The 24669-nt window shown below is 52.3% G+C and carries 24 protein-coding genes; 17 read left to right on the top strand and 7 right to left on the bottom strand.

The genetic code is table 11. The features are described 5' to 3' along the window. The first annotated feature begins 20 nt into the window (after positions 1-20). The 13 genes from Q399_RS0109030 to Q399_RS0109090 all read left to right on the top strand — a co-directional run bounded on the left by Q399_RS0109030 (position 21) and on the right by Q399_RS0109090 (position 10966). Positions 21-908, top strand: coding sequence for a ParB/RepB/Spo0J family partition protein (locus Q399_RS0109030; protein WP_031568004.1), 888 nt, complete (start codon positions 21-23; stop codon positions 906-908). A 47-nt stretch (positions 909-955) separates the two neighbouring features. Continuing rightward, complete coding sequence (locus Q399_RS21055; RefSeq protein ID WP_157836259.1) at positions 956-1429, top strand: ATP synthase subunit I; 474 nt, start codon at positions 956-958, stop codon at positions 1427-1429. A 2-nt stretch (positions 1430-1431) separates the two neighbouring features. Next, positions 1432-2223 carry a F0F1 ATP synthase subunit A gene (gene atpB, locus Q399_RS0109040; RefSeq protein ID WP_031568006.1) on the top strand — a complete coding sequence of 264 codons (792 nt, stop codon included), beginning with the start codon at positions 1432-1434 and terminating at the stop codon, positions 2221-2223. Between the two features lie 51 nt (positions 2224-2274). Beyond that, a complete protein-coding gene (atpE, locus tag Q399_RS0109045; RefSeq protein ID WP_031568008.1) occupies positions 2275-2508 on the top strand; it encodes a F0F1 ATP synthase subunit C in 234 nt (77 codons plus the stop codon). A 49-nt stretch (positions 2509-2557) separates the two neighbouring features. Next, complete coding sequence (gene atpF / locus Q399_RS0109050; RefSeq protein WP_031568011.1) at positions 2558-3028, top strand: F0F1 ATP synthase subunit B; 471 nt, start codon at positions 2558-2560, stop codon at positions 3026-3028. Positions 3029-3040: 12 nt separating this feature from the next. Continuing rightward, entirely contained in the window at positions 3041-3574 is a 534-nt protein-coding gene (gene atpH / locus Q399_RS0109055; protein ID WP_031568013.1) for a F0F1 ATP synthase subunit delta, read from the top strand. Between the two features lie 14 nt (positions 3575-3588). Then, on the top strand, positions 3589-5130 hold the full coding sequence (gene atpA, locus Q399_RS0109060) for a F0F1 ATP synthase subunit alpha (protein WP_031568015.1): 1542 nt from the start codon (positions 3589-3591) through the stop codon (positions 5128-5130). A 55-nt stretch (positions 5131-5185) separates the two neighbouring features. Beyond that, the gene (atpG, locus tag Q399_RS0109065; RefSeq protein ID WP_031568017.1) at positions 5186-6046 is read left to right on the top strand and encodes a F0F1 ATP synthase subunit gamma; all 861 of its coding nucleotides are present in this window, start codon (positions 5186-5188) and stop codon (positions 6044-6046) included. Between the two features lie 38 nt (positions 6047-6084). Continuing rightward, positions 6085-7470, top strand: coding sequence for a F0F1 ATP synthase subunit beta (gene atpD, locus Q399_RS0109070; RefSeq protein WP_031568019.1), 1386 nt, complete (start codon positions 6085-6087; stop codon positions 7468-7470). Between the two features lie 23 nt (positions 7471-7493). Beyond that, positions 7494-7910 (top strand): F0F1 ATP synthase subunit epsilon, encoded by a 417-nt coding sequence (locus Q399_RS0109075; protein ID WP_031568021.1) that lies wholly within the window; start codon positions 7494-7496, stop codon positions 7908-7910. A 139-nt stretch (positions 7911-8049) separates the two neighbouring features. Beyond that, the gene (locus Q399_RS0109080; RefSeq protein ID WP_031568023.1) at positions 8050-8562 is read left to right on the top strand and encodes a hypothetical protein; all 513 of its coding nucleotides are present in this window, start codon (positions 8050-8052) and stop codon (positions 8560-8562) included. A gap of 99 nt (positions 8563-8661) precedes the next feature. After that, positions 8662-10026, top strand: a complete 1365-nt coding sequence (gene glmU, locus Q399_RS0109085) for a bifunctional UDP-N-acetylglucosamine diphosphorylase/glucosamine-1-phosphate N-acetyltransferase GlmU (protein ID WP_031568025.1) — start codon at positions 8662-8664, stop codon at positions 10024-10026. A 55-nt stretch (positions 10027-10081) separates the two neighbouring features. Then, positions 10082-10966 carry a TraB/GumN family protein gene (locus tag Q399_RS0109090; RefSeq protein WP_051685861.1) on the top strand — a complete coding sequence of 295 codons (885 nt, stop codon included), beginning with the start codon at positions 10082-10084 and terminating at the stop codon, positions 10964-10966. On the opposite strand, the gene Q399_RS0109095 is transcribed toward Q399_RS0109090, so the two are convergent. Then, on the bottom strand, positions 10935-11147 hold the full coding sequence (locus Q399_RS0109095) for a hypothetical protein (protein ID WP_031568029.1): 213 nt from the start codon (positions 11145-11147) through the stop codon (positions 10935-10937). The two genes, Q399_RS0109090 and Q399_RS0109095, sit on opposite strands and share 32 nt — an antisense overlap. A 131-nt stretch (positions 11148-11278) precedes the next feature. Here Q399_RS0109095 and Q399_RS0109100 point away from each other — a divergent pair, with 131 nt between their 5' ends. Continuing rightward, on the top strand, positions 11279-11713 hold the full coding sequence (locus Q399_RS0109100) for a VanZ family protein (RefSeq protein WP_051685862.1): 435 nt from the start codon (positions 11279-11281) through the stop codon (positions 11711-11713). Here the strand turns inward: Q399_RS0109100 and Q399_RS0109105 are convergent. Continuing rightward, positions 11702-13090, bottom strand: coding sequence for a sigma-54-dependent transcriptional regulator (locus Q399_RS0109105; RefSeq protein ID WP_051685863.1), 1389 nt, complete (start codon positions 13088-13090; stop codon positions 11702-11704). The two genes, Q399_RS0109100 and Q399_RS0109105, sit on opposite strands and share 12 nt — an antisense overlap. Further along, on the bottom strand, positions 13087-14490 hold the full coding sequence (locus Q399_RS0109110; RefSeq protein ID WP_031568032.1) for a sensor histidine kinase: 1404 nt from the start codon (positions 14488-14490) through the stop codon (positions 13087-13089). The genes Q399_RS0109105 and Q399_RS0109110 overlap by 4 nt, the downstream gene beginning before the upstream one ends. A gap of 309 nt (positions 14491-14799) precedes the next feature. Between Q399_RS0109110 and Q399_RS0109115 the strand changes: the two genes are divergently transcribed. Then, on the top strand, positions 14800-15297 hold the full coding sequence (locus tag Q399_RS0109115; protein WP_157836260.1) for a hypothetical protein: 498 nt from the start codon (positions 14800-14802) through the stop codon (positions 15295-15297). A 148-nt stretch (positions 15298-15445) separates the two neighbouring features. Here Q399_RS0109115 and Q399_RS0109120 read toward each other — a convergent pair whose 3' ends face one another. After that, on the bottom strand, positions 15446-17290 hold the full coding sequence (locus Q399_RS0109120; RefSeq protein WP_031568034.1) for a M2 family metallopeptidase: 1845 nt from the start codon (positions 17288-17290) through the stop codon (positions 15446-15448). 161 nt (positions 17291-17451) lie between these two features. Here Q399_RS0109120 and Q399_RS0109125 point away from each other — a divergent pair, with 161 nt between their 5' ends. Both Q399_RS0109125 and Q399_RS0109130 read left to right on the top strand, forming a co-directional pair. Next, positions 17452-18189 (top strand): hypothetical protein, encoded by a 738-nt coding sequence (locus tag Q399_RS0109125; protein WP_157836261.1) that lies wholly within the window; start codon positions 17452-17454, stop codon positions 18187-18189. A 19-nt stretch (positions 18190-18208) separates the two neighbouring features. Beyond that, positions 18209-18880 (top strand): hypothetical protein, encoded by a 672-nt coding sequence (locus tag Q399_RS0109130; protein WP_031568036.1) that lies wholly within the window; start codon positions 18209-18211, stop codon positions 18878-18880. Positions 18881-18921: 41 nt separating this feature from the next. Here Q399_RS0109130 and Q399_RS0109135 read toward each other — a convergent pair whose 3' ends face one another. The 3 genes from Q399_RS0109135 to Q399_RS0109145 all read right to left on the bottom strand — a co-directional run bounded on the left by Q399_RS0109135 (position 18922) and on the right by Q399_RS0109145 (position 24537). Then, a complete protein-coding gene (locus tag Q399_RS0109135; protein ID WP_031568037.1) occupies positions 18922-20085 on the bottom strand; it encodes a trans-sulfuration enzyme family protein in 1164 nt (387 codons plus the stop codon). A 140-nt stretch (positions 20086-20225) separates the two neighbouring features. Continuing rightward, positions 20226-21242: an isopenicillin N synthase family dioxygenase gene (locus Q399_RS0109140; protein ID WP_031568038.1), complete on the bottom strand. Its 1017-nt coding sequence runs from the start codon at positions 21240-21242 to the stop codon at positions 20226-20228. Between the two features lie 412 nt (positions 21243-21654). Beyond that, positions 21655-24537, bottom strand: coding sequence for a TonB-dependent receptor domain-containing protein (locus tag Q399_RS0109145; RefSeq protein WP_031568039.1), 2883 nt, complete (start codon positions 24535-24537; stop codon positions 21655-21657). Positions 24538-24669 lie beyond the last annotated feature (132 nt).

The raw sequence follows: 24669 nt of genomic DNA on the forward strand, positions 1-24669 counted from the left end.
CGTGAAGGAATAAGCTGCGAATGTCTTTGAAAAAAAGAGGTCTGGGCCGGGGTTTAGATGCATTGCTGACCACGGGCAAGCCAGCCGCGCCGGCTGAAAGTCAGACTGAAAGTCGTCAAACCGAATTACAAAAGCTGCCAGTCGAATGGTTGCAGCCTGGCAAGTATCAGCCCCGCAAAGATATGTCGCAGGATGCGTTAGAAGAACTGGCAAGCTCCATCCGCGCCCAAGGCGTGATCCAGCCGATTGTGGTGCGGCCGGTTGGTACTGATCGCTATGAAATCATTGCCGGTGAACGGCGTTGGCGCGCGTCACAACTGGCGGGCCTGGCCGAGGTACCTTGCATTTTAAAAGACGTACCGGACGAAGCTGCTGTGGCCATCGCGCTGATCGAGAACATTCAGCGCGAAGATCTGAATGCGATGGAAGAAGCAGTGGCTTTGCAGCGCCTGCTCAGTGAATTTGAATTAACGCATCAGCAAGTCGCTGATGCAGTTGGCAAATCGCGTGCAACAGTGACCAATTTATTGCGGTTAAATCAGCTGGCGGATGAAGTCAAAACTCTGCTGGAACATGGTGACATCGAGATGGGCCATGCCCGCGCCATTTTGGCCTTGCCGGCTGAGCAACAACCGGATACCGGCCGTATTATCGCTGCCAAGCAACTGACTGTGCGCGAAGCGGAAACTTTGATCCGGCGTTTGCTGGAGCCTGCCCCGGTGAAAGAAACCAAAGCAAAAGACCCGGATGTAGCCGCATTAGAGTCACGATTAAGTGAACGATTTGGTGCGCCGGTCAGTATTAGTTACAACCGTAAAGGCAAAGGCGAATTAGTCATCAATTACAGCAGTTTGCCGGAATTAGATGGTATCTTGCATAAATTGGGCCTGTCTGAGTCTGAAAATTAACCGGTCAGGTTTCAGAAAGTTCGACATTCGTAGTATTGGCGCGGCTTTTGGTTGCAAAAATAAGGCAGATAAGTATACTTGCGCGAGCTTTTTATCCCGTTGTTTTGCGTATTTCCGGGTGGTATTCAGTGCCTTTAACCACAACAAAACAACGCTATAAATTGATTTTACAGACTTTTTTGTGGCAGTCGCTGGCAGGAATTGCTTTGGCGGCGCTGTGTCTGGCAGCTTGGGATAAGCTGGCCGCAAAATCTGTATTGCTTGGTATTTATTGTGTTGTTGTGCCGCACAGTCTTTTTACGTGGTATGTGTTTCGCTTTCGGGCAGACCTGCAGCCAGAACTGGTGTTGAAATCGGTCTACCGCGGTGAATCACTAAAATTTTTATTGTTGGCGTTGTTGGTGGCAACAGCGCTGAAACACGCACTGTTGATCCCTTGGCTGTTTTTTGGCGGACTGGTGTTCGCCCTGATCTTACAGGCGTTGTTACCGATTTTGATTAACTACGATAATTGGGACTAACGATGGCATCTGGTGAGCTTACGAGCAAAGACTATATTACCCACCACCTGACCAACTGGAGCGTCGGCGAAGGTTTTTGGACCGTTCACGTTGACACCTTAGGCTGGTCAATCTTTATGGGATTGATTTTCCTGTTCTCTTTCCGCGCTGTGGCAAAAACTGCCAACGCCGGTGTCCCCACGAAATGGCAATGTGCCGTTGAAATGGTGGTTGAATTCATTGACAGCACAGTCAAAAGCACTTTCCACGGCAAAAACCCGCTCATTGCCCCACTGGCACTGACAATTTTTGTCTGGGTTCTGCTGATGAACCTGCTGGACTTAGTACCGGTTGATTTTATTCCATGGACTGCCCAACAGATTGGTGCTGCCATGGGTTATGACCCGCATAGCGTCTACATGAAGGCTGTGCCAACCACAGACCTGAACATGACCATCGCGCTGGCGCTGGGTGTGTTTATCCTGATGATTTATTACTCAATCAAAATGAAAGGCATCGGCGGTTTTATCAAAGAACTGACCACCCAGCCATTCAACACGCCTTGGTTATACTGGTTCAACTTCATTCTGGAAGTTGTAGCCCTGCTGGCCAAGCCTCTGTCACTGGCGCTGCGGTTATTCGGTAACCTGTACGCTGGCGAGCTGATCTTCATCCTGATCGCGATGACAGGTTTATATCAGCTGCCAATGCACTTCGTCTGGGCTGTGTTCCACTTGCTGGTTATTCCGCTGCAGGCGTTTATTTTCACCATCCTGACGGTGGTGTATCTGAGCATGGCGCACGAGCATCATTAATAACGGTTTCTTTTTAACTTTAACTTTAACATTAGTAACTTGGAGAACATCATGGAAATGGTATTAGGTTTAAAACTGATCGCAGTTGCCCTGTTAATCGGTTTAGGTGCATTAGGCACTGCAATCGGCTTCGGTACTCTGGGCGGTAAATTCCTCGAGTCTGCAGCTCGTCAGCCAGAGCTGGCTCCTAGCCTGCAAGGTAAAATGTTCGTTGTAGCAGGTCTGATCGACGCCATCGCGATGATCGGTGTTGCTATCGCGCTGTACATGCTGTTCGCAATGTAATTGGACGCGAACCAGAACATTTACTCAGGTTATTTAAGGAGAAGCGGTCGTGAATATTAACGCCACTCTCATTGGTGAGTTAATCGCGTTCGTGGTGTTCGTACTCTTCTGTATGAAGTACGTATGGCCACCAATTATCGGTGCGATTGAAACTCGTCAGCAAAAAATCGCAGATGGTCTGGCCGCGAGTGATCGCGCCGAACAAGACCTGCGGTTGGCGCAAGAGAAAGCAAAACAACAGCTAGTCGATGCAAAAGCGCAAGCTTCTGCGGTGATTGACCAGGCGAAAAAACGCGAAGCGCAGATCATCGAAGAAGCTGCGGTCAAAGCGCAGGCAGAGCGGGATAAAATCCTGGCTCAGGCTAAAGCCGAAGTCGAAGCTGAACGCATCCGGGCGAAAGAAGAACTGCGTAAGCAGGTCGCTGCCCTCGCCGTTGCCGGCGCAGAGCGGATCCTTCAACGTTCAATTGATGAAGCTGCTCACAGCGACATCCTGGATAAACTGGTTGCAGAACTGTAAAGAGGAAGAGCCATGTCTGAACTGACGAATGTCGCTCGTCCTTATGCCAAAGCGGCGTTTGACTTTGCTGTCGAACAAAACGCTTTGGCGGCCTGGGCTGATATGCTGTTTTTCGCTGCTGAAGTAGTGAAAAATCCAGTAGTCGCCGAGCGCCTGCAAAGCAACAGTGCTGCCGACGCACAGGCAGCCTTTTTTATCCAGGTTTGTGGTGAACAGCTGAATAGCCACGGTCAGAACCTGATTAAGGTCATGGCAGAAAACCAGCGTCTGGCGGCATTACCTGCCGTGTTAGACGGTTATCTGGTGTTAAAAGCTGAGTACGAAAAAGAAGCCACTGTTGATGTGGTTTCTGCAACTGTACTGAGCTCTGCTCAGCAGGACAAACTGATCGCGGCGTTATCACAGCGTTTAGCCCGCAAAGTTAAGTTGAACTGTAGCGTAGACCCGGCGGTTGTCGGGGGTATGTTAATCAAAGCCGGTGATATGGTTATTGATGGCTCAGTTCGCGGTAAATTAGACCGTTTAGCCACTGCGCTGCAGTCATAATTGGGGATTAGAGCATGCAACTGAATTCCACTGAAATCTCTGAACTGATCAAACAACGTATTGCTCAGTTTGAAGTTGTCAGTGAAGCTCGCAACGAAGGTACTATCGTCTCTGTAACAGACGGTATCATCCGCATCAACGGTCTGGCTGACTGTATGCAGGGTGAGATGATCGAGCTTCCTGGTAACCGTTACGCTATCGCACTGAACTTAGAGCGCAGCTCAGTTGGTGCGGTAGTGATGGGTCCATATGCGGACCTGCGCGAAGGTATCAAAGTAAAAGCCACTGGCCGTATTCTGGAAGTTCCGGTCGGTCCTGGTCTGTTAGGTCGTGTGGTGAACACTCTGGGTGAACCAATCGATGGTAAAGGCCCGGTGGATGCTGCTGGTTTTGCACCAGTAGAAAAAATCGCACCAGGCGTTATCGACCGTCAATCGGTTGATCAGCCGCTGCAAACTGGCTATAAGTCAGTCGACGCGATGATCCCAATCGGTCGTGGTCAGCGTGAGCTGATCATCGGTGACCGTCAGACTGGTAAAACAGCGCTGGCCATCGACGCCATCATCAACCAGAAAACTACTGGCGTGAAATGTATTTATGTTTGCGTGGGTCAGAAAGCTTCGACCATCGCCAACGTGGTACGTAAGCTGGAAGAGCACAATGCCCTCGCCCACACTATCGTGGTAGTGGCTTCTGCTTCTGAAGCAGCTGCACTGCAGTTCCTGGCGCCATACTCTGGCTGTACCATGGGTGAATACTTCCGTGACCGCGGTGAAGATGCGCTGATCGTATACGATGACCTGTCAAAACAGGCTGTTGCTTACCGTCAAATCTCCCTGCTGCTGCGCCGTCCACCAGGACGTGAAGCTTACCCAGGCGACGTATTCTATCTGCACAGCCGTCTGCTGGAGCGTGCATCACGCGTCAACGAACACTATGTAGAGCGTCTGACCAATGGCGAAGTGAAAGGCAAAACCGGTTCTCTGACCGCCCTGCCAATCATCGAAACTCAGGCTGGTGACGTTTCAGCATTCGTTCCGACCAACGTGATTTCAATCACTGACGGTCAGATCTTCCTGGAATCAGGCCTGTTCAACGCCGGTATCCGTCCAGCCGTTAACGCTGGTATCTCGGTATCGCGGGTTGGTGGTGCTGCTCAGACCAAGATCATCAAAAAGCTCGGCGGTGGTATCCGTCTGGCGTTGGCACAATACTCAGAACTGGCTGCGTTCGCGCAGTTCGCTTCAGACCTGGACGATGCGACCCGTGCGCAGCTGGACCACGGTCAGAAAGTAACAGAACTGATGAAACAGCTGCAGTACGCGCCAATGGGCGTGGCTGATATGGGTGTTTCCATTTTTGCCATCGAAAAAGGTTTCATGAAAGACGTCGAAGTTGCCAAGATCCTGGACTTCGAAGCGGCCCTGCTGGCTTATATGCACGCAGAGCACGGCGCGTTCATGGCTGATCTGAACAAAACCGGTAACTACAACGACCAGATCGAAGCGACCATCAAAGGCGCTATTGAGAAGTTTAAAGCGACTCAGACCTGGTAACCAATTCGGGTGGTGGCAACATCACCCGGTTCGTTGAAATTTTCGGAGATTAGTCATGGCCGGCGCAAAAGAGATAAAAAGTAAGATCGGGAGTATTAACAATACTCGTAAGATCACCAGCGCTATGGAAAAAGTGGCAGTCAGCAAAATGCGCAGAGCGCAGGAGCGGGTTGCCCACAGTCGTCCATACGCTGAAGCTATGCGCAAAGTGATCGGTAATATCGCCAATGGCACCATCGAATACCGTCATCCGTTCTTAACTGAGCGTGACGTGAAAACGGTGGGTTACATTGTGATATCTACAGACCGTGGTCTTTGCGGCGGCCTGAATACCAACGAATTTAAGCGTGTATCACAAGACCTCAAAGCGTGGAAAGACAAAGGCGTTAAAGCGGAGTTTGCCGTCATTGGTAACAAAGCAACGGCTTTCTTCAAACGTTTTGGTGGCAAGGTGCTGGCGCAGCAATCGGGTTCAGGCGATAACCCACGTTTGGCTGATGTCATTGGTTCGGTCCGGGTCATGCTGAATGCATATTCAGAAGGCAAGATTGACCGTTTATATGTGGTTTACAACAAGTTTGTGAACACCATGAAACAAGAACCAGTGATCGAGCAACTCTTACCTTTGCCAAAAGCAGAGCTTTCAGCCAGAAAACACAGCTGGGACTACATTTACGAACCAGATCCGAAGGTCATCCTGGATAAATTACTGGATCGTTTTATTGAGTCTCAGGTCTATCAGGGCGTTGTAGAAAACGCAGCGAGCGAGCAGGCAGCGCGGATGGTGGCAATGAAGGCCGCTACCGACAACGCCGGCAGCCTGATGGACGAACTGAAACTGGTTTACAACAAGGCACGACAGGCAGCCATTACGCAGGAACTGAGCGAAATCGTCGGCGGTGCTGCAGCTGTTTAATGCTTGGTTAACAGGTTTGAGAAATTAGAGGAATTAACATGAGTCAAGGTAAGGTAGTCCAAATCATTGGCGCCGTTGTGGATATCGACTTTCCACAAGATGCGGTACCTGGTATCTATGACGCGTTAAACGTAACAAGCGGCGATCTGGCTGGTCTGGTACTTGAAGTACAACAACAGCTGGGTGGCGGTACTGTACGTGCCATCGCGTTAGGCTCCACCGACGGTCTGCGTCGTGGTGCTGAAGTTGCCAACACTGGCAAAGCTATTCACGTGCCTGTGGGTAAAGCCACACTGGGCCGTATCATGAACGTACTGGGCGAGCCAATCGACGAAGCCGGCCCAATCGGTGAAGAAGAGCGTATGCCAATTCACCGCGCAGCACCAAGCTACGAAGACCAGGCTGCTTCTAACGCTCTGTTAGAAACAGGTATCAAGGTTATCGACTTAGTCTGCCCGTTCGCAAAAGGCGGTAAAGTAGGTCTGTTCGGTGGTGCCGGTGTAGGTAAAACCGTTAACATGATGGAACTGATCCGGAACATCGCAATCGAGCACAGCGGTTACTCAGTATTCGCCGGTGTTGGTGAGCGTACCCGTGAAGGTAACGACTTCTACCACGAAATGAACGACTCAAACGTTCTGGACAAAGTATCACTGGTTTATGGCCAGATGAACGAGCCGCCAGGAAACCGTCTGCGCGTGGCACTGACCGGTCTGACGATGGCCGAGAAGTTCCGTGACGAAGGTCGTGACGTACTGTTCTTCGTTGACAACATCTACCGTTACACCCTGGCCGGTACTGAAGTATCTGCACTGTTAGGCCGTATGCCTTCAGCGGTAGGTTACCAGCCAACACTGGCGGAAGAGATGGGCGTTCTGCAGGAACGTATCACTTCAACCAAAACTGGTTCTATCACTTCTATCCAGGCCGTTTACGTACCTGCGGACGACTTAACTGACCCGTCACCAGCCACTACGTTCTCTCACCTGGACGCAACAGTCGTACTGAGCCGTAACATCGCGTCTCTGGGTATTTACCCGGCGATCGACCCACTGGACTCAACTTCACGTCAGCTGGACCCTCTGGTGATCGGTAAAGAACACTATGAAGTGGCCCGTGGCGTACAGTCAGTGCTGCAGCGTTACAAAGAGCTGAAAGACATCATCGCGATCCTCGGTATGGACGAACTGTCAGATGCAGACCGCACTACAGTATTCCGTGCTCGTAAGATCCAGCGTTTCCTGTCACAGCCATTCTTCGTTGCTGAAGTATTCACTGGCTCTCCAGGTAAATACGTTTCTCTGAAAGACACTATCCGTGGCTTCAAAGGCATCCTGGAAGGTGAATTCGATCACATGCCAGAACAAGCCTTCTACATGGTTGGTTCTATCGACGAAGCGATCGAAAAAGCGAAGAAGCTGTAATTTTACAGCTTTAGGAGAGCGAAATGGCGATGACAGTACAGTTGGACGTGGTAAGTGCTGAAGAGCGTATCTTCTCCGGCCTTGTTGAGTCCATTCAGGTTACTGGTAGCGAAGGTGAGCTGGGTATTTTACCTGGCCACATTCCACTGCTGACTGGCATCAAGCCAGGCATGGTGCGGATCGTAAAACAGTTCGGTGAAGAGCATCTGATTTATGTGGCAGGTGGTGTACTTGAAGTACAACCGCACACCGTGACAGTGCTGGCCGATGTGGCGATCCGTGCGGAAGACCTGGACGAGCAGGCAGCATTGGCGGCTCAGAAAAAAGCCGAAGAAGCGATGCAACATGCCGGCGCTGACTTCAACTATGCAGAAGCTGCGGCCCAGCTGGCCGAAGCGATTGCTCAGTTGCGTCTGATCCAGAAACTGCGCAAAAAGTAAGTTGTTTCTTGCTGAAAAAGCCACCTGCGGGTGGCTTTTTTTTTTGCCATTTATCTATGTTAATCTGAGGTTTCACAAACTAAGACGGTGACAAGAAACACAGCTGCTGTTTCTCGTACCAAACAAAAAGAGCCCTCAAATGGACCAGCAAAACAGCAAAACTATTCATTGGGAAAAATGGACGGCGATCAGCACGGTAATCATGGCTTTATGTGCGCTGATTACGTCGGTGTGGCAGGGCTATTCATTCCAGCAACATAATAAATTGTCGCTGCGGCCGTACCTCGAATTTGAAGCCAATATGGACCCGGCTGCAGAAGGCAGGACAGCCTTTGTTTTATTAGTGAACAACAATGGCCTCGGACCGGCTGAAGTGACGCAGGTGGACTTTGAGGTTGCTGGTCAAAAGCTGCAAAGTGCTCACGGCATCTGGCCGGCGCTGGGCATTGATAATTCAAAGCTGTGTTTTGGTGCTGGTAACGTTGCGCGGTTTTATAAAGTTGGCGACCGCCAGATGGTGATCCGTGCTGCCGACGAATCCTGCACTTTAACACCAGCGCAGTTTGATCTGCTGATGAAAACCCTGAAAATCACTTTGCACTACAAATCGCTGTACGGTGAAGAGTTTGTGGCTTCTTGGCAAGGACAATAGTTGCTCCATTTTGCTCTTGACCAACACCCAACACCGCCCCTGTAATTTCAGTGCTGTTCGGTTAGAATGGCCGCATCATTATTAAAAGGATTGGCTCAGATGGCATTAAACGTCGTGATCCTGGCAGCCGGCAAAGGCACCCGGATGAAATCAGCTTTACCGAAAGTGTTGCACAAAGTCGCAGAGCGGCCGATGGTGCAGCATGTGATCGATACCGCGCGTCAGCTCAATGCAGCGCAAATTAATCTGGTGTATGGCTATGGTGCTGAGCAGCTGAAAGCCGGTTTAGGCGACCAGCCGCTGAACTGGGTACTGCAAGCCGAGCAACTGGGCACCGGCCATGCGGTGCAACAGGCTCTGCCGCAGGTTGCTGATGACGACGTGGTGCTGGTGCTTTATGGCGATGTGCCACTGACCCGCTTGGAAACGCTGCAGCAACTGCTGGCGGCGCGCAGCGAGAACGGCCTGGCCGTGCTGACGGTCCACCTGCAAAACCCCACTGGCTATGGCCGGATGGTGCGGCAAAACGGTAAAGTCGTGGGTATTGTTGAGCAAAAAGATGCTAATGCCGAACAGCTGAAAATCGCCGAAGTGAATAGCGGCATCATGGCGGTGCCGGGCAAACAGCTCAAACACTGGCTGGGTAAACTGCAAAACAATAACGCCCAGGGCGAATTTTATTTGACCGATATCATTGCGATGGCGCATGCCGATGGCGTCGATATCGCCACAGCGCATCCGGCCAACCCGATTGAGACCGAAGGCGCGAATAACCGTGTACAGCTTGCCCAGCTGGAACGCGCTTATCAGGCCCGCAAAGCCGAAGAGTTGATGCTGAACGGTGCGAACTTACGTGACCCGGCGCGCATTGATGTGCGTGGCGAAGTGACCGTTGGTTCGGACGTGATGATCGATATTAACGTTATTTTTGAAGGCAAAGTGGTATTGGGCAATGGTGTAGTGATTGGCGCCAATTGTATCCTGAAAGATTGCACGGTCGGCGATAACACTGAAATCAAAGCCAATACTATGGTGGAATCATCGTCTATTGGTGCCGATTGTTCGGTCGGGCCTTTTGCCCGCATCCGGCCTGATTCAGTGCTGGCGGACGACAGCCATGTCGGTAACTTTGTCGAGCTGAAAAAAACCCGGCTCGGTAAAGGCTCGAAGGCCAATCACCTGACTTATTTAGGCGATGCGGTGATCGGCAGCAAAGTGAACGTCGGTGCCGGTACTATTACCTGTAACTATGACGGTGCCAACAAGTTCCAGACCACCATTGAAGATGGTGTTTTTGTTGGCTCCAACAGTTCTCTGGTGGCGCCGTTGACGCTGGGTCAGAACAGCACTGTCGGTGCCGGTTCTGTGGTGACGCACGATGTTGCCGCTGATGAGCTGGTGGTGGCGAGAACTAAACAGCGTCATATCAGTGGCTGGCAACGACCGCAGAAAATTAAGAAATAAGTAAAAAGGCCGGTATCACCGGCCTTTTCTGTCAGGAACAATAAGGAAATCAACGATGCAGGCGCGGTTATATAGTGTCATTTTGTTGTTGTGCAGCGCACTGGCACAGGCCGACAGCGCTGTATGGCGGGTCAGTAAAGGCGCAGATCAACTGTTCATTGGCGGCACTGTGCACATGCTGCCGCCGGCGCAATATCCTTTGCCGGCCGAGTTTGATGCGGCTTTTCAACACAGTGACGTAGTGGTGCTGGAGACGGATTTGGCGCCAATGCAGGACCAGTCAAGCGCCGCTTCGCTGCAACAACAGCTGATGTATCCGGCAGGCACTACGCTGAGCAGCAAGCTGGCAGCTAAAACCCGCCAGCAGTTGCTGGAGATCCTGCAACGGCACAAGCTGAGCTTGCCGCAGGTCGAACAATTTAAACCCGGCATGCTGGTGACTCAGCTGACACTGCTGGAGCTGCAGCAGCATCAGTTCACTTCACCCGGTGTTGATCAGCATTATCTGACCTTGGCGCAGCAACAGAAAAAAATGCTGAAATATCTGGAACCAATTGAATTTCAATTGAAATTATTAGCTGGCTTAGGTGAAGGCCGCGAAGATCTGTTTTTGCAACATGCGCTGAATGATGTCGGTGACACGGCGGAGATGATGACCAAAATACTTGGTGCCTGGCGCAGTGGCGATTTGGCAGCAGTGGAGCAACTGGTGCTGACGCCAGTGAAATCAGCCGATGCCCAGACGTATCAGCAAATGTTTGTCGCCCGCAATCAGGCCTGGTTGCCGCAAATTCAGGGACTGTTCGGGAACAATGAACAAGAGCTGGTGTTAGTGGGACTGGGCCATTTAGCCGGTACTGAAGGAGTGTTGGCGTTATTGCAACAAGCCGGCTATCAAGTGGAGCCTTTTAAGTCAGGATCTGACAAAACCACTGAATAGGCTGTGTCAGCAGCTGCAGTTGTGGTGCTGCAAAGTAACTATATAGGCCAAGTTTGCTTTCGAGAAATAGCAACAGGGCATTAGCAAACAGCATCGCCAGCATAAACAGCAGAAAAACCTGGCCGGCCTGACGCCAGCCGGGGGACTGGATAAGATCTGATTGGACAGAACCTTGGGCCATGATGAATATCCTTGTTGATGTTGAATCTGAACTTTGGTCGTACGGGTACGGAAAAAAGTTTAGGGTGGATGCGAAAATAAATCGTTTTTGTTGTGACCATCGCGCATCAGGGCGGGATGACAGGGGAAAATATGCGTTGGTTACCGGCGATCGCTTTTTTTAGTTTTCTGATTTGGGTCATAGTGGCGGCAGATTCCGGCGCGCCGAACTATTTTCTGCAGCTGGCCGGGTCTTTGCCTTATGGCGATAAAATGGGTCATGTGCTGCTGTTTGGTGCTTTGGCCTTGTTGCTGAACTTTGCCACTAAAGCGCGGCAAGTGGCGTTGGGGCCTGTCCGGCTCTATCTCGGTGTGGTGCTAACTTTAGGCTTTGCCTTGCTGGAAGAAGGCAGTCAGTTACTGTTCCCGTCCCGCAGCTTTGAGCTGCTGGATATTCTGGCGGATTTACTCGGCGTGGCATTGGCGACGGTACTGACCAATGGGTTTTATCAGTTGCGCACCCGCTATCGTCGCAGGCGTGATGCGTTAACACAGCAACACACCGACGACGAACCCTCAGCCGGTTAAGCCAAACTTTTCCAGCCGGTATAAAAACGCTTTATAGGGCAACTGCAGCAAGCGCGCTGCCTGCGCTTTGTTGCCCTCACAGCGTTGCAATGCCTGCTGCAGACAGCTTTTCTCCAGCATTTCAAAGGCCAGACCTTGTGGCGGTAACACAAAACCGCTGGTCGGAGATTGGCCGGCATCCGGCTGTAACCCTGCCAGCAATTCCTGCTCATCCTGCAGCAATACATAGCGTTCAATCCGGTTGGCTAATTCGCGCACATTGCCGGGCCAGCGATAGCCGAGCAGCTGCTTCAACGCCTGTTTGCTTAAGTTTGGCGCCTGCTGTTGATAACGCTGTTGGTGTAATTGCAGAAAATGCTCCAGCAGGCGCGGAATATCTTCACTACGTTCCCGTAGCGCCGGCATATGCAGCGGGACTACATTGAGCCGGTAAAACAAATCTTCACGAAAACGCCCCTCACGCACTGCCACGGCCAAATCCTGATGGCTGGCGGCAATGATACGCACATTCAGTTTGATCTCCTGATGGCTGCCGAGGCGGGTGACCGTGCCTTGCTGTAATAAACGCAGCAGTTTTGCTTGCAGGCTGAGCGGCAGTTCAGCGATCTCATCCAAAAACAACGTGCCGCCTTCTGCCGCTTCGAACTTACCGGCTTTAGCTGCATGGGCGCCGGTAAAAGCGCCTTTTTCGGCACCAAATAACTCGGCTTCCGCTAGGCTTTCCGGAATAGCGCCGCAGTTCAATGCGATAAATGGCCCGTGCCGGCGCGGCGATAGCTGATGCAGCGCCCGCGCCGCCAGCTCTTTGCCGGTGCCGCTTTCGCCGCTGATCAGTACAGTCACATCAGTGCCGGAAATACGCTGAATGCGTTGAAACAGCTGCTGCATACAAGGTGCATGACCGATGATATCCACCAGCTGCTGTTGCTCACTGAGCGCGGCACTGAGTTGCTGGTTTTGTTTGCGCAGACTGCGAGCGCGCAGGCCTTTTCGGACCGCCAGCAACAGTTCTTGTCGCTTAAAGGGTTTTGCCAGATAGTCGTCGGCGCCGGCCTGAATGGCTTCTACCGCATGACTGACCGAGCCGTAAGCCGTTGCGATAACAAAACCGGCGGTTGGATAATGTGTTTTGCAATAATCCAGCAGTTCCAAGCCGCTTAAACTGCCGAGTTTCCAGTCGCTGAATACCAGCGCGATGTCCGGCTGTTGCTGCAATTGCAAAATAGCCGCCGGTACGCTGTCCGCATTGTAGACGCGATAGCCTTCGGCCTGTAATAACTCGGTGACCAGCTGGCGCTGGCTGTGATCATCTTCCACTACCAGCAGTTGTGGTTGTTGCAATGACAACGGCTGATGTGATGTTTGTGAGAGAGTCATTGGTTGATCTCCGTGCCCAGCCTGATTTGCGCCAACACGCCGCCTCCCGGTCTGTTTTGCAGCTCAATATCGCCCAGGTAATACATTTGCAGCAGGCGCTGCGCCAGATAAAGCCCCATACCGGCGCCTTCGGCTTTACTGCTGATATGGGGCTGAAACAGGCTCGCGGCAACGGTTGGGCTCAGGCCTGGGCCCTGATCTGTAACCTGAAAATAAATGCCGTCGGTTGCCTGCCACAACTTCAGGTAAACAGTACCCGGTTGTGGGCTGGCCTCCACGGCATTACTGACCAGCACATGCAGAATAAAACGCAGTTCCGCTTCCGCGCCGCGGCAACTGAGCGTTGGTGCGTCCAGTTGCAGTTGTTGTGCAGAGAATTCCAGACAAAGGTCCTGCAGCACGGCTTTGAGTGCCACCGGCGTGCTGCGGTCAACGCCCTGACAGCTCAGCGTCAATAGAGTGCTTAACGTGCGGTTGATATGCTGCATTTTTTGCTCAATCAGCTGCTGCAAGGCCGGGTCGTTGCCGGAGACCTGCTCAAGCGCCAGAGCCATGGTATGAATCGGGTTTCTGAGCGCATGTACCAGACCGCGGCTCATTTCGCCGAGTTCGACCAGCTGCTGCTGGCGGGCCAGCTCGGCTTTTTGCTGCTGCAAGGCGGCAAGTTCAGTGCTGGCTAAATTAAACTGCTTCAGCGCCTGACGATATTCTGCCAGTGGCGCCTGCGTATCGAGCTGGATACCGGCTTCGCCCTGCGCGAGAGCGCGAAATCCCTGCACCAGTCGCTGCAGCGGCTGTAACAAACGCGCACCAAACCAAAGCAGCAGCAACAGCGCTAAAGCGGTCGACAGCGCCAGCGCCAGCAGCTGATAGCCGAGGTATTGATTGATCAGTTGCTGGCTGGAGCCGCTGGTTTTTAATTTAAACTGGCTGACCCAATGCTGCGGCGCTGCGCCTTGCTGTTTTAATTCAGCCAGGGTTTGTTCAAGTTGCAGGTTTAAATCCAGGTCGACCTTGGCCTTGCCATCGTCGTGCTGTTGCATTTTGACAATAGTGATGCCGTTTTCCAGTTTACGTACTTCCACTTGCCGGTCTGGCGGCGTGTTCTGTGCAGGAGCAGTAGCCGCGGCTGGTTGCTCTGACTGGACTGAGACTTGTGGCTGGGCACCTTGGTCTGTCGTGAAGACCTGAACCGCACTGTTGGTATTAAACACAAACTGATGCTGCAGTTTTTCAGCCGTGCGGGCCAGAATGATCCGGCTCAGCGCCTGACTTTGCTCACTAAGCTCTTGCTGTAATTGTTGCTGAAACCACCACAGCGTCAGCGCCTGACTGAGGCCCATCAGCACAAATAGACTACAGACGCCGAGGATCAGGGCTTTGGGTAAACTGAATGACATGCGAATTCCTGTTGCTAAGGCTAGATGTGAGCCACTGTTATGGTTAGTTGGCAAATTCGATGCCAGTGCAGCTGAATGTTGCTGGCGATTAACCTGCTGAAATAAATCACTTTTATTAAATGAAATCAGTGGCTGCCACAGCCAGTGGCGCATATCGGCAATCTGATCTCCTCATTTCGGGATATTTTGCTGGCGTTCGCAAGCCTTAAATTTTAACTGCATGAAAAATAACAATAAAAATTATGGCATCAAACTTCCTATGGTGATGTGTCAGAGTCCGGCACCGGACTCTAATTCCCAAGGAGTGAAATGATGAAAAAATCTGGCCAATGTTTACCGAAGATCCTATTCCCGTTGCTGTTGTTGTCACTGACCGCCTGTGCGCAGGCTGGTGCTGTGGCTGAACCGACTGATAAAAGCCCGGACAAAGTGACCGAGAAAAAACAAACCAAAGTGCTGGTGCTGAACGACGCCTACGGCAAAACCTTTAAATGGGACAGCAGCCAAAGCCCGGCTGAACTGGAGAAAGCGCTGGCGGAACTGCCGGCCGAAAAACGCGACAAAATCCGCAAAATCGTCGAACAAATGAAGTCCACTGCACCGGGTGAGCCGCAGGTGCTGGTGAAAACGCTTGATGGTGACGATCTGGATTTGGATGTTCGGGTCATCACCGACAAAGTGGTGATGCACAAAATGGTGGCCGGCGAGGGCCATGAGTTTGAGCTGATTAAAAAATTACTGGCCAATGGTAAATTCAGCAAAGAACAGCTACAGGAGTTACAAAAACAACTCGACAGTAAATTCTGAACGGCGCTGCAGCAACGTCTGGAAACCCTGGACCTGGCGTTGCGCTGGTTAAATGCCTGTTTGATGGCCTAAACATCGGTGAAAAACGCAAAGGGCAGCCTGCGCTGCCCTTTGTGTTTGTTACACCACCAACTCAAATCACCAGCCATTACCAACCACACTGGCGGCCTTTGTTTTGCTCGTCCAGATAGGCTTGCAGCGGCGCAAAATAAGCCTGAATCGCCGAAGCATCCATCTCAGGTTTGCCGGTTAAAGTGGCTAGCGCGTCCTGCCAGGGTTTGCTGGCGCCCATTTCCAGCATGGCGTTCAGCGCAGTGCCGGCTTCTTTGCTGTTATAAATGGAACAGCGGTGGATTGGACCGGCGTCTTTGGCTATTTCACACAGCGCTTTGTGGAACTGGAACTGCAGAATATGCGCGAGGAAATACCGGGTATAAGGCGTGTTGGCCGGCACGTGGAACTTGGCACCGGCATCAAAATCAGCTTCAGTCCGTGCCACTGGTGCAGACACACCCTGATATTTCTCGCGTAATTTCCACCAGGCCTCGTTGTATTGCTCTGGTTTCACCTGACCGGAAAACACCTGCCAGCGCCACTGATCAACTAACAAACCAAAAGGCAGAAACGCCACTTTATCCAGCGCCATTTTCATTAACAGGCCAATATCTTTGGATTCGTCCGGCACTTGCTCCAGCAGGCCAATTTGCTGCAGATATTTTGGCGTGACCGATAAAGCGATGGTGTCACCGATGGCTTCGTGGAAACCGTCATTGGCACTGTCCTGATAAAACACCGGCTGATGTTTATAGGCGCGCTGATAGAAGTTGTGTCCTAATTCGTGGTGAATCACCGCAAACTCTTCGCCGGTTTTTTCGATACACATCTTAATGCGTAAATCGTCTTTGGCGTCTAAATCCCAGGCTGACGCGTGGCAAATCACATCGCGATCGCGTGGTTTGGTGAATTGTGAGCGGGTCCAGAAGGTTTCCGGCAGTGGCGCAAAGCCCAAAGAGGTAAAGAAGCCTTCGGCGCCTTTGACCATTTTCAGCTCGTCATAACCTTTGTCTGCCAATAATTTAGTCACGTCATAACCCGGATCTGAATTTTCCGGCGCCACTAGATCATAAATATTGCCCCAGGTTTGTGCCCACATATTGCCGAGCAAATGCGCCGGGATCGGTTTATCTTGCGGCACTTTGTCGGTGCCATATTTTTCACCAAGTTTGGCGCGTACATGGCAATGCAGCGCCTGATACAGTGGTTTGACTGCGCCCCATTGTTTGTCCAGTTCAGCAGCAAAGGCGTCGGCATCCATATCATATTTGGAGCGCCACATGGCACCGGTGTCGGCATACCCCAGCTCACGCGCCCCTTCGTTAGCAAGCTCAACCTGGCGTACATACAAAGGTTTCATCGGCGCCGCGGTGTCGTGCCAGCCTTTCCACATCTCGAGTTGTTCATCAAAGCTACGCGAACTGGCCATCACCGCCGACATTTCACCCAGTGCCATTTCTTTGCCGGCTGCATTGGTGTATTTGCCTTTGCCGTACATGGCATTGAGTTTGGCGACTATGCCTGCGAGTTCTTCAGTTTTGGCCGGATCTTTGGGTGCGGCTAACGTCAGCGCCAGTTTCAGTTTATCCAGCTGGCGGCGGGTGTCGGCGTCAACCTGGGTGTCATTAAAACGCGCGGCTTCGTTGGCGAGCGCGACCACAGCTTCGGTCAGCTTTTTGTTGTAATCGGCCGACAGCGCTTCAGTGTCTTCCGTGATATAGGTGTTGGCTATCCAGTCGGCGCGGTTGACTTCCAGCAATAACTGACGGGTTTGCTCCGAGGCTTTCGCCACAAAAGCTTTGGCTTCTTCAGCGGTCGGAGCTGCGGCTTGTGCCGGAGCAACGGTGTTTGGTTCTGCGGGTTTACTGGCGGGCTGGCAACTGAGCAAAGCGCCGGCGACCAACACCGCGATGAGCGTAGGTTGGAAAGATGTTTTCATATTTGTTCCTGAGTTTTTATTATGGGTTTTTGAGCCTTGCCAGTATTGGCTTGCACGCAGGTGAAAGCAAATCTGATCAGTGTCAGCTTGTAACAATGCATTTGCATTTGCGGCACTTTCAATTTAATTTGCTGTTAGATCAATATGTTCAGGGGAAGAACATGCAGTCTCTATGGAAGTATTCATTGGTTTTGTTGGTTGGTTTTGTCCTCGGCTATCAACTGGCATCCAGTCAGCACGCTGAATTCGTGGCAAATCTGCCGCAAATCGCTGCAGCTGCAAACGGGTTGGCGCAACCAGCGCCCCGTCCGGACAACACTGCAAACCAGGTGCACACAGCCAGTGCAACACACACAGCCAGGGCAACACCCACAGCCGCTGGCCCGTCAACTGAGCAGCCCGAACCATCAGTGCAAGCAGAACCATCGATACCGTCAGAGCCAGCAAGCCCTGCTGCACAGTTGCCGGCTCTGGAAGATTTGTGGCAACCCAACGAGCCGCTAAAAGTGGACGCCGATTGGCAAGCCACTGTCGCTGCGCAGTATCCAAAGTTTTATCAACCGATGATGACTTATGTGCCGCCACAGATTTCCGAAGCTCTGAAAAGCTTTTTGCAGGAGCAACCCGATGCAGAATGGGCTACACGGACTGAACAAAAATTGCGTGATTTTATCCAGCTGCATCCACAAGCTGCATATATTCAGCTCGACTTCGTTCGCTGCCTGCAAACCAGCTGTGAATTATTGTTGCTGGAGCGCACACCGCCAGCGGTTGCTGTGATGTTTCATCAGCTGATGCAACAGCCTTGGGCGGTCAGTCAAAGTATGAGCCGCTCTGTGGTGACCGACGACAAGATGAATCAGGTGCATATTGTGCTGCGCAATATGCCAAAAGCATAAATCAACAGGAACAAATAAGATGAAGGGGCTGCCGGGTTACTCTGTGGTGTTACTGATTGGCGTGGCGATAGGTTTTGGGCTGGCGCAATTCCAGCCATCGGCTGTAGCTGTTCCGCCAGCCGCAGATGCGGCGACTGCTGTTATTGCTGCGCCAACTATTTCAGCACCATCTGCTGCACCAGCGACGAGCACACCGGCACCGACAAAGACTACTTCCCCGGAACCGGCAGAGCCGCAGCAACAGGCCCGCCCGGCTGCACCGGCATTATCTGACCCAGCCTGGCAGCAATCGACAGTCGATGAAAGTTGGCTGGCCTTTGTTGAACAGCAGTATCCCAAGCGGCTACAGCAGGATTTGTCGGGCTTTCCGGACCCGGTAAAGCAGCAGATGCAGGCTTTTCAGCAAACCGAGGTCGATACGGATTGGGCTCTCGCCACAGAGCAGCAGTTGCAGGATTTATTGGTCACGCAACAAGAGCTGAAGTTTTTACAGGTGGAACGCGTGCAGTGCCGGCAAAATGGTTGTGAGCTGTATGGCACCTCATTGAAACCTGCCGCGCTGGATGCGCTCAATCGCCAGTTGCGTCAATTCTACTCTAAAGACACCAATACGATGATCATGGATATGACCCTGCCTGGGGCTGAGCAAGGAAATTTTTACTTGTTGTTGTCGGGCATGAAAAAAGACTGAACCGGGTTGCGATTCAGTCTTTTGAATACTGAGCCAAAAGATCAGACCTTCGCCAGCGCCTGGGCCAAATCCGCCAGCAAGTCTTCGATATCTTCCACGCCGATACTTAAACGCACCAACTTGTCGGTAACATTGGCACGCGCCCGGTCGTCCGGCGTCATCGCGGCATGGGTGGTGCTGGCTGGATGACAAGCCAGACTTTCTAAATCGCCTAAACTCACCGCCTGCGCGAATAATGTCAGGTTATCAAGCAGACGGGCGCAGGCGTCAAAGCCACCGTGTAGTTCCAGCGCCACCATGCCGCCAAAACCGCTGGCTGTGTCGGCAATAGCCTGATGTCCCGGATGAGCCGCTAAACCCGGGAAGTAGACTGCGGCGACTTTTTCCTGCGTGGCTAAAAATTCCGCCACCGCTTTAGCATTGTCACAATGCGCCCGCATCCGCAGTGGCAGGGTTTTTACGCCGCGTTGCAATAAATACGCTTCCTGTGGCCCCATCGGCACGCCGATATGTTTCAGCGCGACCGTGCGCACACGCTGAATAAGCGGTCCATTGCCGGCAATCACACCAGCGATAATGTCGCCGTGGCCACAAAGATATTTAGTGCCGCTGTGCATGACTAAATCCGCGCCGATGCTGAGCGGTTGAAACAGTGCCGGCGTCAGAAACGTGTTGTCACAGACTGTGATAGCGCCAATTTGTTTGGCGACTGCGATGATTTTGCGGCTGTCGACAACTTTCAGCGTTGGGTTGGTGACAGGCTCCCACAACACCAAACGGGTATTTGGATTGTGGCGGCTGACAAAATCATCATCTGAGCTGTAGCTGACCACTTTGACGCCGGCGCGCACTAAGGTGTTGCGCAAAAAGGCGTCGGTACCGCCATAGACCGGGTCGATAAAAGCGACTTCGTCGCCTTGTTGTGTCAGGGCGTAGACGATAGAACTGATGGCCGCCATGCCGCTCGCGACCACCACGGCTTCGTCGGCGCCTTCTAAGGCCGCCAGTTTTTGCTCCAGCGCACTGGAAGTTGGGTTGGCAAACCGGCTGTAGATATACCCTGGGTTTTTGCCGGCAAAGCGGTCTTTGCCTTCCTGCGCTGTGCCGTAGCTGTAAGTGCTGGTCAGATATACCGGAGTATTTAAGGCGCCGGTGCTCGGGTCTGGTTGTTGGCCGGCATGGACCGCCAGCGTTTGCGTTTTCATTGAGTTCTACCTTGTAAACGAAGACCGGGCCAGCCGGTGATATTGCCGGCAAGCCTAGCGAATTTGTGGGAAAAAACCGAGCCATCCGGACGCGCAGCTTGCTTGGCGGCTGTGTCCGGAAGACCAGTAAAAGTGGGTACTCAGCTTGCTTGCGCCAGCTCCGGATAATGCCGGGCTGCGACGTCGCGATGCGAGCGCAAACGGCCTTTCAGCGTGTTATCGCCAACCTGGCGCAACAACGGATTGGCCGGATCTGTCGCGGGGCCTTGTGCTTCAGCCGCCAGTTCGGCGTTGAGCGGCAACACTGGTACAGTGGCATCGAGCTGCGCCGCCATAAAAAACGCCACTGAGTAGCGGTCATGCCGCTGCGGGCTGGTGACGCGGTGCGTAGTGGCTTTTAAATAGCCGTTGGAGGCCATTTCCAGCAGCTCGCCGATATTGACTACAAAGGCGCCTGGGACCGGTTCCGCCAACACCCAGCCGTCTGCGGTTTCCACTTCGAGGCCGGCTTGTTGGTCCTGCAACACCAGCGTCAGATAACCCGGATCTTTGTGTGCGCCGACGCCCTGTTTGCTGGCATTCGCAGTTGCCACAGGATAACGGACTATTTTCATGTGCTGATATGGCCCTTCCTGACCATTTAATCCAGCAATGGTGTGGTCCAGCGCATTGGCCGGTAATTCCAGTGCTTCTAACATGGCGCGCAATAGGGTGACAGTGACGTCGGTCAGTTGTTGCTGAAATGACAGCAAGGCCGGTTTTAACGCTGGTAAAGCGGTAGGCCACTGATTTGGCCCGACTAAACGGCGCCACAAAGCATTGCTGGTGGGCAGGCCCACAACTTCGTCTTCCCGCATGATGTCAAACTGCTCACGCTGATCCGGCTGACCACGCGTCAGTTCGCCGTTTAAGCGGGTGTAACCACGAAAATGCGGGGAGTTGAGCATTTGCACCTGCATTTTATCCGCCAGCGGCAAGGCAAAAAATTCGCGGCTAATTGCCAGCATTTGCTGTTGTGCTTCAAGGCTGATGCCGTGACCCGTCAGGTAGAAAAAGCCGACATCCCGGGACGCCACGCGCAGCTGGCGTAAAAACTCAGCACGGTGTTCACCCTGGTACTGCGCTAAATCCAACATCGGTAAAGTGGCTGTGGTCATAAATCAACTCCGCATCTTGAGGCTGCCGTCGTATCAGTACGGCGGTCATTGCGGCGCATTTAACCAGCAGTTGAAGTGTTGAAAAAGCAGCAATTGATGCTTTATCAGATGATTTGGTTATAACTGGATGTCTGGATGTCTGGGTGTTTAGCGGTTTGTTTGCATTTGTGGTTATAAGGGGCATTGATGACAGATGCAGCCGGAAAATAGGGTTGTCATGACTGTAATATTTTGAAAGTAAACAATATTATTAAATTTAGCTTGAGCTTTTAGCATGCTCAGCGGCCAGACTTTCAGACTTCCCGATACAGCGAATTTCACTTGCTAAGAACAAAGTGGCATAAGGCCTCAATAAACCTCAAATAAAAAAGAGGGCTGAAATCAGCCCCCTTTGTTCAACTATGCAATGTACTTACATCTTGTAAGACACTGTGGTGTAGAAGAACTGGCCAATATTGTCGTAGCTGGCTGAGCCTGTGCCTGTACCGGTAGTGACACCCGGCAGGTTACGGTCAAACAGGTTGTCGACACCGACGCTCCAGTTCACGCCGTTTTCAAACTGGTAACCCAGACTGATATCGGTGATGAAGTAGCTGCCGTAGCCCATGATGTCGACCGGATCCGGGTTGGTTACCAGGTCCTGGTCTGAATACAGGCTGACCGCGCTTAAGTGACGGGTTTTCCAGGTTGCTGTCCAGGCATCACGTGCATAAGACACCGAGAAGTTTTCCTGCCATACCGCTTCACCTTCAGTACCGGCGTTTTCTTCATACACTGAAGGATTGTCCTGGAACGAGAAGGTTTTGCGTGAATCCAGATAAGTACCGATCAGTTTGGTTTTAACCAGGCCGCCCATGACGTCAAAATCATAACCAATTTCAAAATCGACACCTTCTGCTGTTTGCGCGGCAACGTTTTGCGTGATTGAAGTGATCAGTTTCAGCTCGCGGCTGGTGGCATCCCGTTTAATAAGGGCACAGAACTGGTTGTTGATACCGTTCGGGTTATCTACACACTTGTTCAGGATGTCCTGCGCCGCCACTGAAGCAATGGCGTCGTCGATATCAATGGACCAGTAGTCGACGGTGAACGTCAGGTTCTCAATCAGCTCAGGCTGGTAAACCGCGCCGACCGTGTAAGATTTTGACTCTTCCGGTTGCAGTGCCGGGTTGCCGCCAGATAAACCTTCAACCGATGATGCTGTAGCTGTTGGGTCAAATGTTGCCGGAATACCCAGTGCCTGACAGTTTTGTACCCGCAGTGCGCTTTGGTTGTATTGCTTGCTGCATGGGTCGTAGACGCTGAAGAAGGTCTGGTTTTGCGGGCCGTACAATTCACCGATATTCGGTGCGCGCAGCGCGACTGAATAGGTAGAACGCATGCGCAGTTCATCAGTGATGGTCCAGTCTAAACCGGTTTTCCAGCTGGTGGCGTTGCCGATCGAGCTGTAATCCGCCACACGAATAGCCGCATCAAAGGTCAGGTCCTGGATCAGGAAAACGTCTGCCAGCAATGGCGCGGTGATTTCAGCAAAAGCTTCTTTGACGTTGAACTTGCCGTGTTCTTCCTGCAGCGCGTTTAAGAACGTCGCGCCTGTGGCAGCGAAAGCATCTGGGACTGAATCACTTTGTTCATGACGATATTCGGTACCGGCAGCAAAACCAACCATCCCGGCTGGTAACTCAAACAAGGCACTGTTTGACACGCTGGCGTTGACCACTTCCTGTTTGATGGTGCTGGTTGACATCGAGTTTGTGTTAAACCAAGCGCTGGCGGCCGGGTTCACCGCACCATATCCAAACACACTGGTCGGTACACAACCGGCGGCGCGGGCTGCAACGTCACGACAAACGATTTTGCCGTCGGCATCTTTGATGGCATCAATCGACTGAGCGAAATTTTTTCGGATCAGGTTGTTGAAGTTTTGCTGTTCCAGTTTGGTCTCGCCATAGACGGCGTAGCTTTCATAGCTCCAGTCGTCGTTGATGTTCCCTTCCAGCGCAACCAGGGCACGGTTGGTGATCCGGGTGTTGCTTTCCATGCGGCGGCCGGCGTCTTTGTTGAAGCGGTGCAGGTAAACAGCATCCAGGTCGTTTTTAGCCATCAGCGCTGCCAGCGTCGGGTGGATATAAGCGTTGTCGGCGGTGATTTCCAGTGCGGAGTCATATTCAAAGAAAGATGGCTGGCCGGCGCTGTCGGCTTTACTGACCACATGTTTCACTTCGGCACTTAACAGGTGGTCGTCGTTCAGCTCGAAATTGGTTTTGGCGTTGAAGTTGTAACGCTTAAATTCTGGCTGTAAGTCCTGATATTCTTTCAGGTCTAACAAATCACAGTTGCTACAACGACCCCATTCGCCATAAGTGGTGCCAAGGTTTTGCAGGCGAACCGAGCCATCCGGATTAAAGGTGTACCAGTTCAGCGCATCGCCTTCTTCCAGATAGAAGTTGCCGTTCACTGAGGAGTCGTACCAGCCGGTATTTGGCAAGGTAATGCGGTCTGGAATACCGTCATGAATAGTGGCATTGGTCAGTGGGTCTTTTTTGTCTTTGCTGGCGGCGTTCCGCACGTTCATGTACGGCGTACGGGTTAAAGAGCGCTCTTTGGCGTTCAGCACGCGCTGGCCTGACACTTCAGCGGCAAATGCTGCATTACCGCGGCCACCAGCGTAATCACTGCCGTAAGAGAAGTTAAACTTGTGGTTGTTATACGGGTTATCGTTGGCTTTACCGCCGGTCGCGCTGACTTCCAGGCCTTCGATGTTTTTCTTCAGCTTGAAGTTCACCACGCCGGTCACTGCGTCGGCTCCGTAAACTGCAGATGCGCCGCCGGTGATGATTTCAACGGATTCGATCCAGGCGGTCGGGATGGTATTGGTGTCGACAGAGGCAGAACCGGCGCTCGATGACACATGGCGTTTGCCATCGACCAGCACCAGCGTGCGGTCGGCACCCATGCTGCGCAGATCCAGCAGGTTCAGGCCGGCAGTGCCGATGTAGTTGCCTGAGTTGGCCGTCGAATAAGTAGAGGCCAGCGCCGGTAATTCGTTTAACACTTCGCCGATATTCAGCGCACCGGTTTCCATCAGTTCAGCGCCGGAAATAGAGGTTACCGGAGACGGCGCAATGGCGCCTTCACGCATAATGCGTGAACCTGTCACCTGGACGCGTTCAACCGCGTTGGCAGATTCGTTGGTTTGCTGAGCGACAGCCGCAGTGCTGAACAACGCGGCTGTAGTGGCGGCGGCGCTCAGACTCAGTCTGATGGCCTGGGTTAATAATGGACGACGGAACATCAACACCTCACAATAACGGTACAAAAAATGTGCCGGAGCACATTTACCGGTTGCATATATTTGCAGAAATTAGCCCCGGATGCGGGGCGGCGCATTCTATAGAAAAGCTTTGTGAAAGCCAGTCTATATGCG

It is taken from the genome of Rheinheimera texasensis DSM 17496, assembly GCF_000711985.1.
GTDB lineage: Bacteria > Pseudomonadota > Gammaproteobacteria > Enterobacterales > Alteromonadaceae > Pararheinheimera > Pararheinheimera texasensis.

Bases quoted from the DNA above. Each gene is read 5' to 3' on its own strand.
- Q399_RS0109030 (WP_031568004.1), top strand. From the start codon at position 21: ATGTCTTTGAAAAAAAGAGGTCTGGGCCGGGGTTTAGATGCATTGCTG.
- atpB (WP_031568006.1), top strand. From the start codon at position 1,432: ATGGCATCTGGTGAGCTTACGAGCAAAGACTATATTACCCACCACCTG.
- atpE (WP_031568008.1), top strand. From the start codon at position 2,275: ATGGAAATGGTATTAGGTTTAAAACTGATCGCAGTTGCCCTGTTAATC.
- atpH (WP_031568013.1), top strand. From the start codon at position 3,041: ATGTCTGAACTGACGAATGTCGCTCGTCCTTATGCCAAAGCGGCGTTT.
- atpA (WP_031568015.1), top strand. From the start codon at position 3,589: ATGCAACTGAATTCCACTGAAATCTCTGAACTGATCAAACAACGTATT.
- atpG (WP_031568017.1), top strand. From the start codon at position 5,186: ATGGCCGGCGCAAAAGAGATAAAAAGTAAGATCGGGAGTATTAACAAT.
- atpD (WP_031568019.1), top strand. From the start codon at position 6,085: ATGAGTCAAGGTAAGGTAGTCCAAATCATTGGCGCCGTTGTGGATATC.
- Q399_RS0109075 (WP_031568021.1), top strand. From the start codon at position 7,494: ATGGCGATGACAGTACAGTTGGACGTGGTAAGTGCTGAAGAGCGTATC.
- Q399_RS0109080 (WP_031568023.1), top strand. From the start codon at position 8,050: ATGGACCAGCAAAACAGCAAAACTATTCATTGGGAAAAATGGACGGCG.
- glmU (WP_031568025.1), top strand. From the start codon at position 8,662: ATGGCATTAAACGTCGTGATCCTGGCAGCCGGCAAAGGCACCCGGATG.
- Q399_RS0109090 (WP_051685861.1), top strand. From the start codon at position 10,082: ATGCAGGCGCGGTTATATAGTGTCATTTTGTTGTTGTGCAGCGCACTG.
- Q399_RS0109095 (WP_031568029.1), bottom strand. From the start codon at position 11,147: ATGGCCCAAGGTTCTGTCCAATCAGATCTTATCCAGTCCCCCGGCTGG.
- Q399_RS0109100 (WP_051685862.1), top strand. From the start codon at position 11,279: ATGCGTTGGTTACCGGCGATCGCTTTTTTTAGTTTTCTGATTTGGGTC.
- Q399_RS0109105 (WP_051685863.1), bottom strand. From the start codon at position 13,090: ATGACTCTCTCACAAACATCACATCAGCCGTTGTCATTGCAACAACCA.
- Q399_RS0109110 (WP_031568032.1), bottom strand. From the start codon at position 14,490: ATGTCATTCAGTTTACCCAAAGCCCTGATCCTCGGCGTCTGTAGTCTA.
- Q399_RS0109115 (WP_157836260.1), top strand. From the start codon at position 14,800: ATGATGAAAAAATCTGGCCAATGTTTACCGAAGATCCTATTCCCGTTG.
- Q399_RS0109120 (WP_031568034.1), bottom strand. From the start codon at position 17,290: ATGAAAACATCTTTCCAACCTACGCTCATCGCGGTGTTGGTCGCCGGC.
- Q399_RS0109125 (WP_157836261.1), top strand. From the start codon at position 17,452: ATGCAGTCTCTATGGAAGTATTCATTGGTTTTGTTGGTTGGTTTTGTC.
- Q399_RS0109130 (WP_031568036.1), top strand. From the start codon at position 18,209: ATGAAGGGGCTGCCGGGTTACTCTGTGGTGTTACTGATTGGCGTGGCG.
- Q399_RS0109135 (WP_031568037.1), bottom strand. From the start codon at position 20,085: ATGAAAACGCAAACGCTGGCGGTCCATGCCGGCCAACAACCAGACCCG.
- Q399_RS0109140 (WP_031568038.1), bottom strand. From the start codon at position 21,242: ATGACCACAGCCACTTTACCGATGTTGGATTTAGCGCAGTACCAGGGT.
- Q399_RS0109145 (WP_031568039.1), bottom strand. From the start codon at position 24,537: ATGTTCCGTCGTCCATTATTAACCCAGGCCATCAGACTGAGTCTGAGC.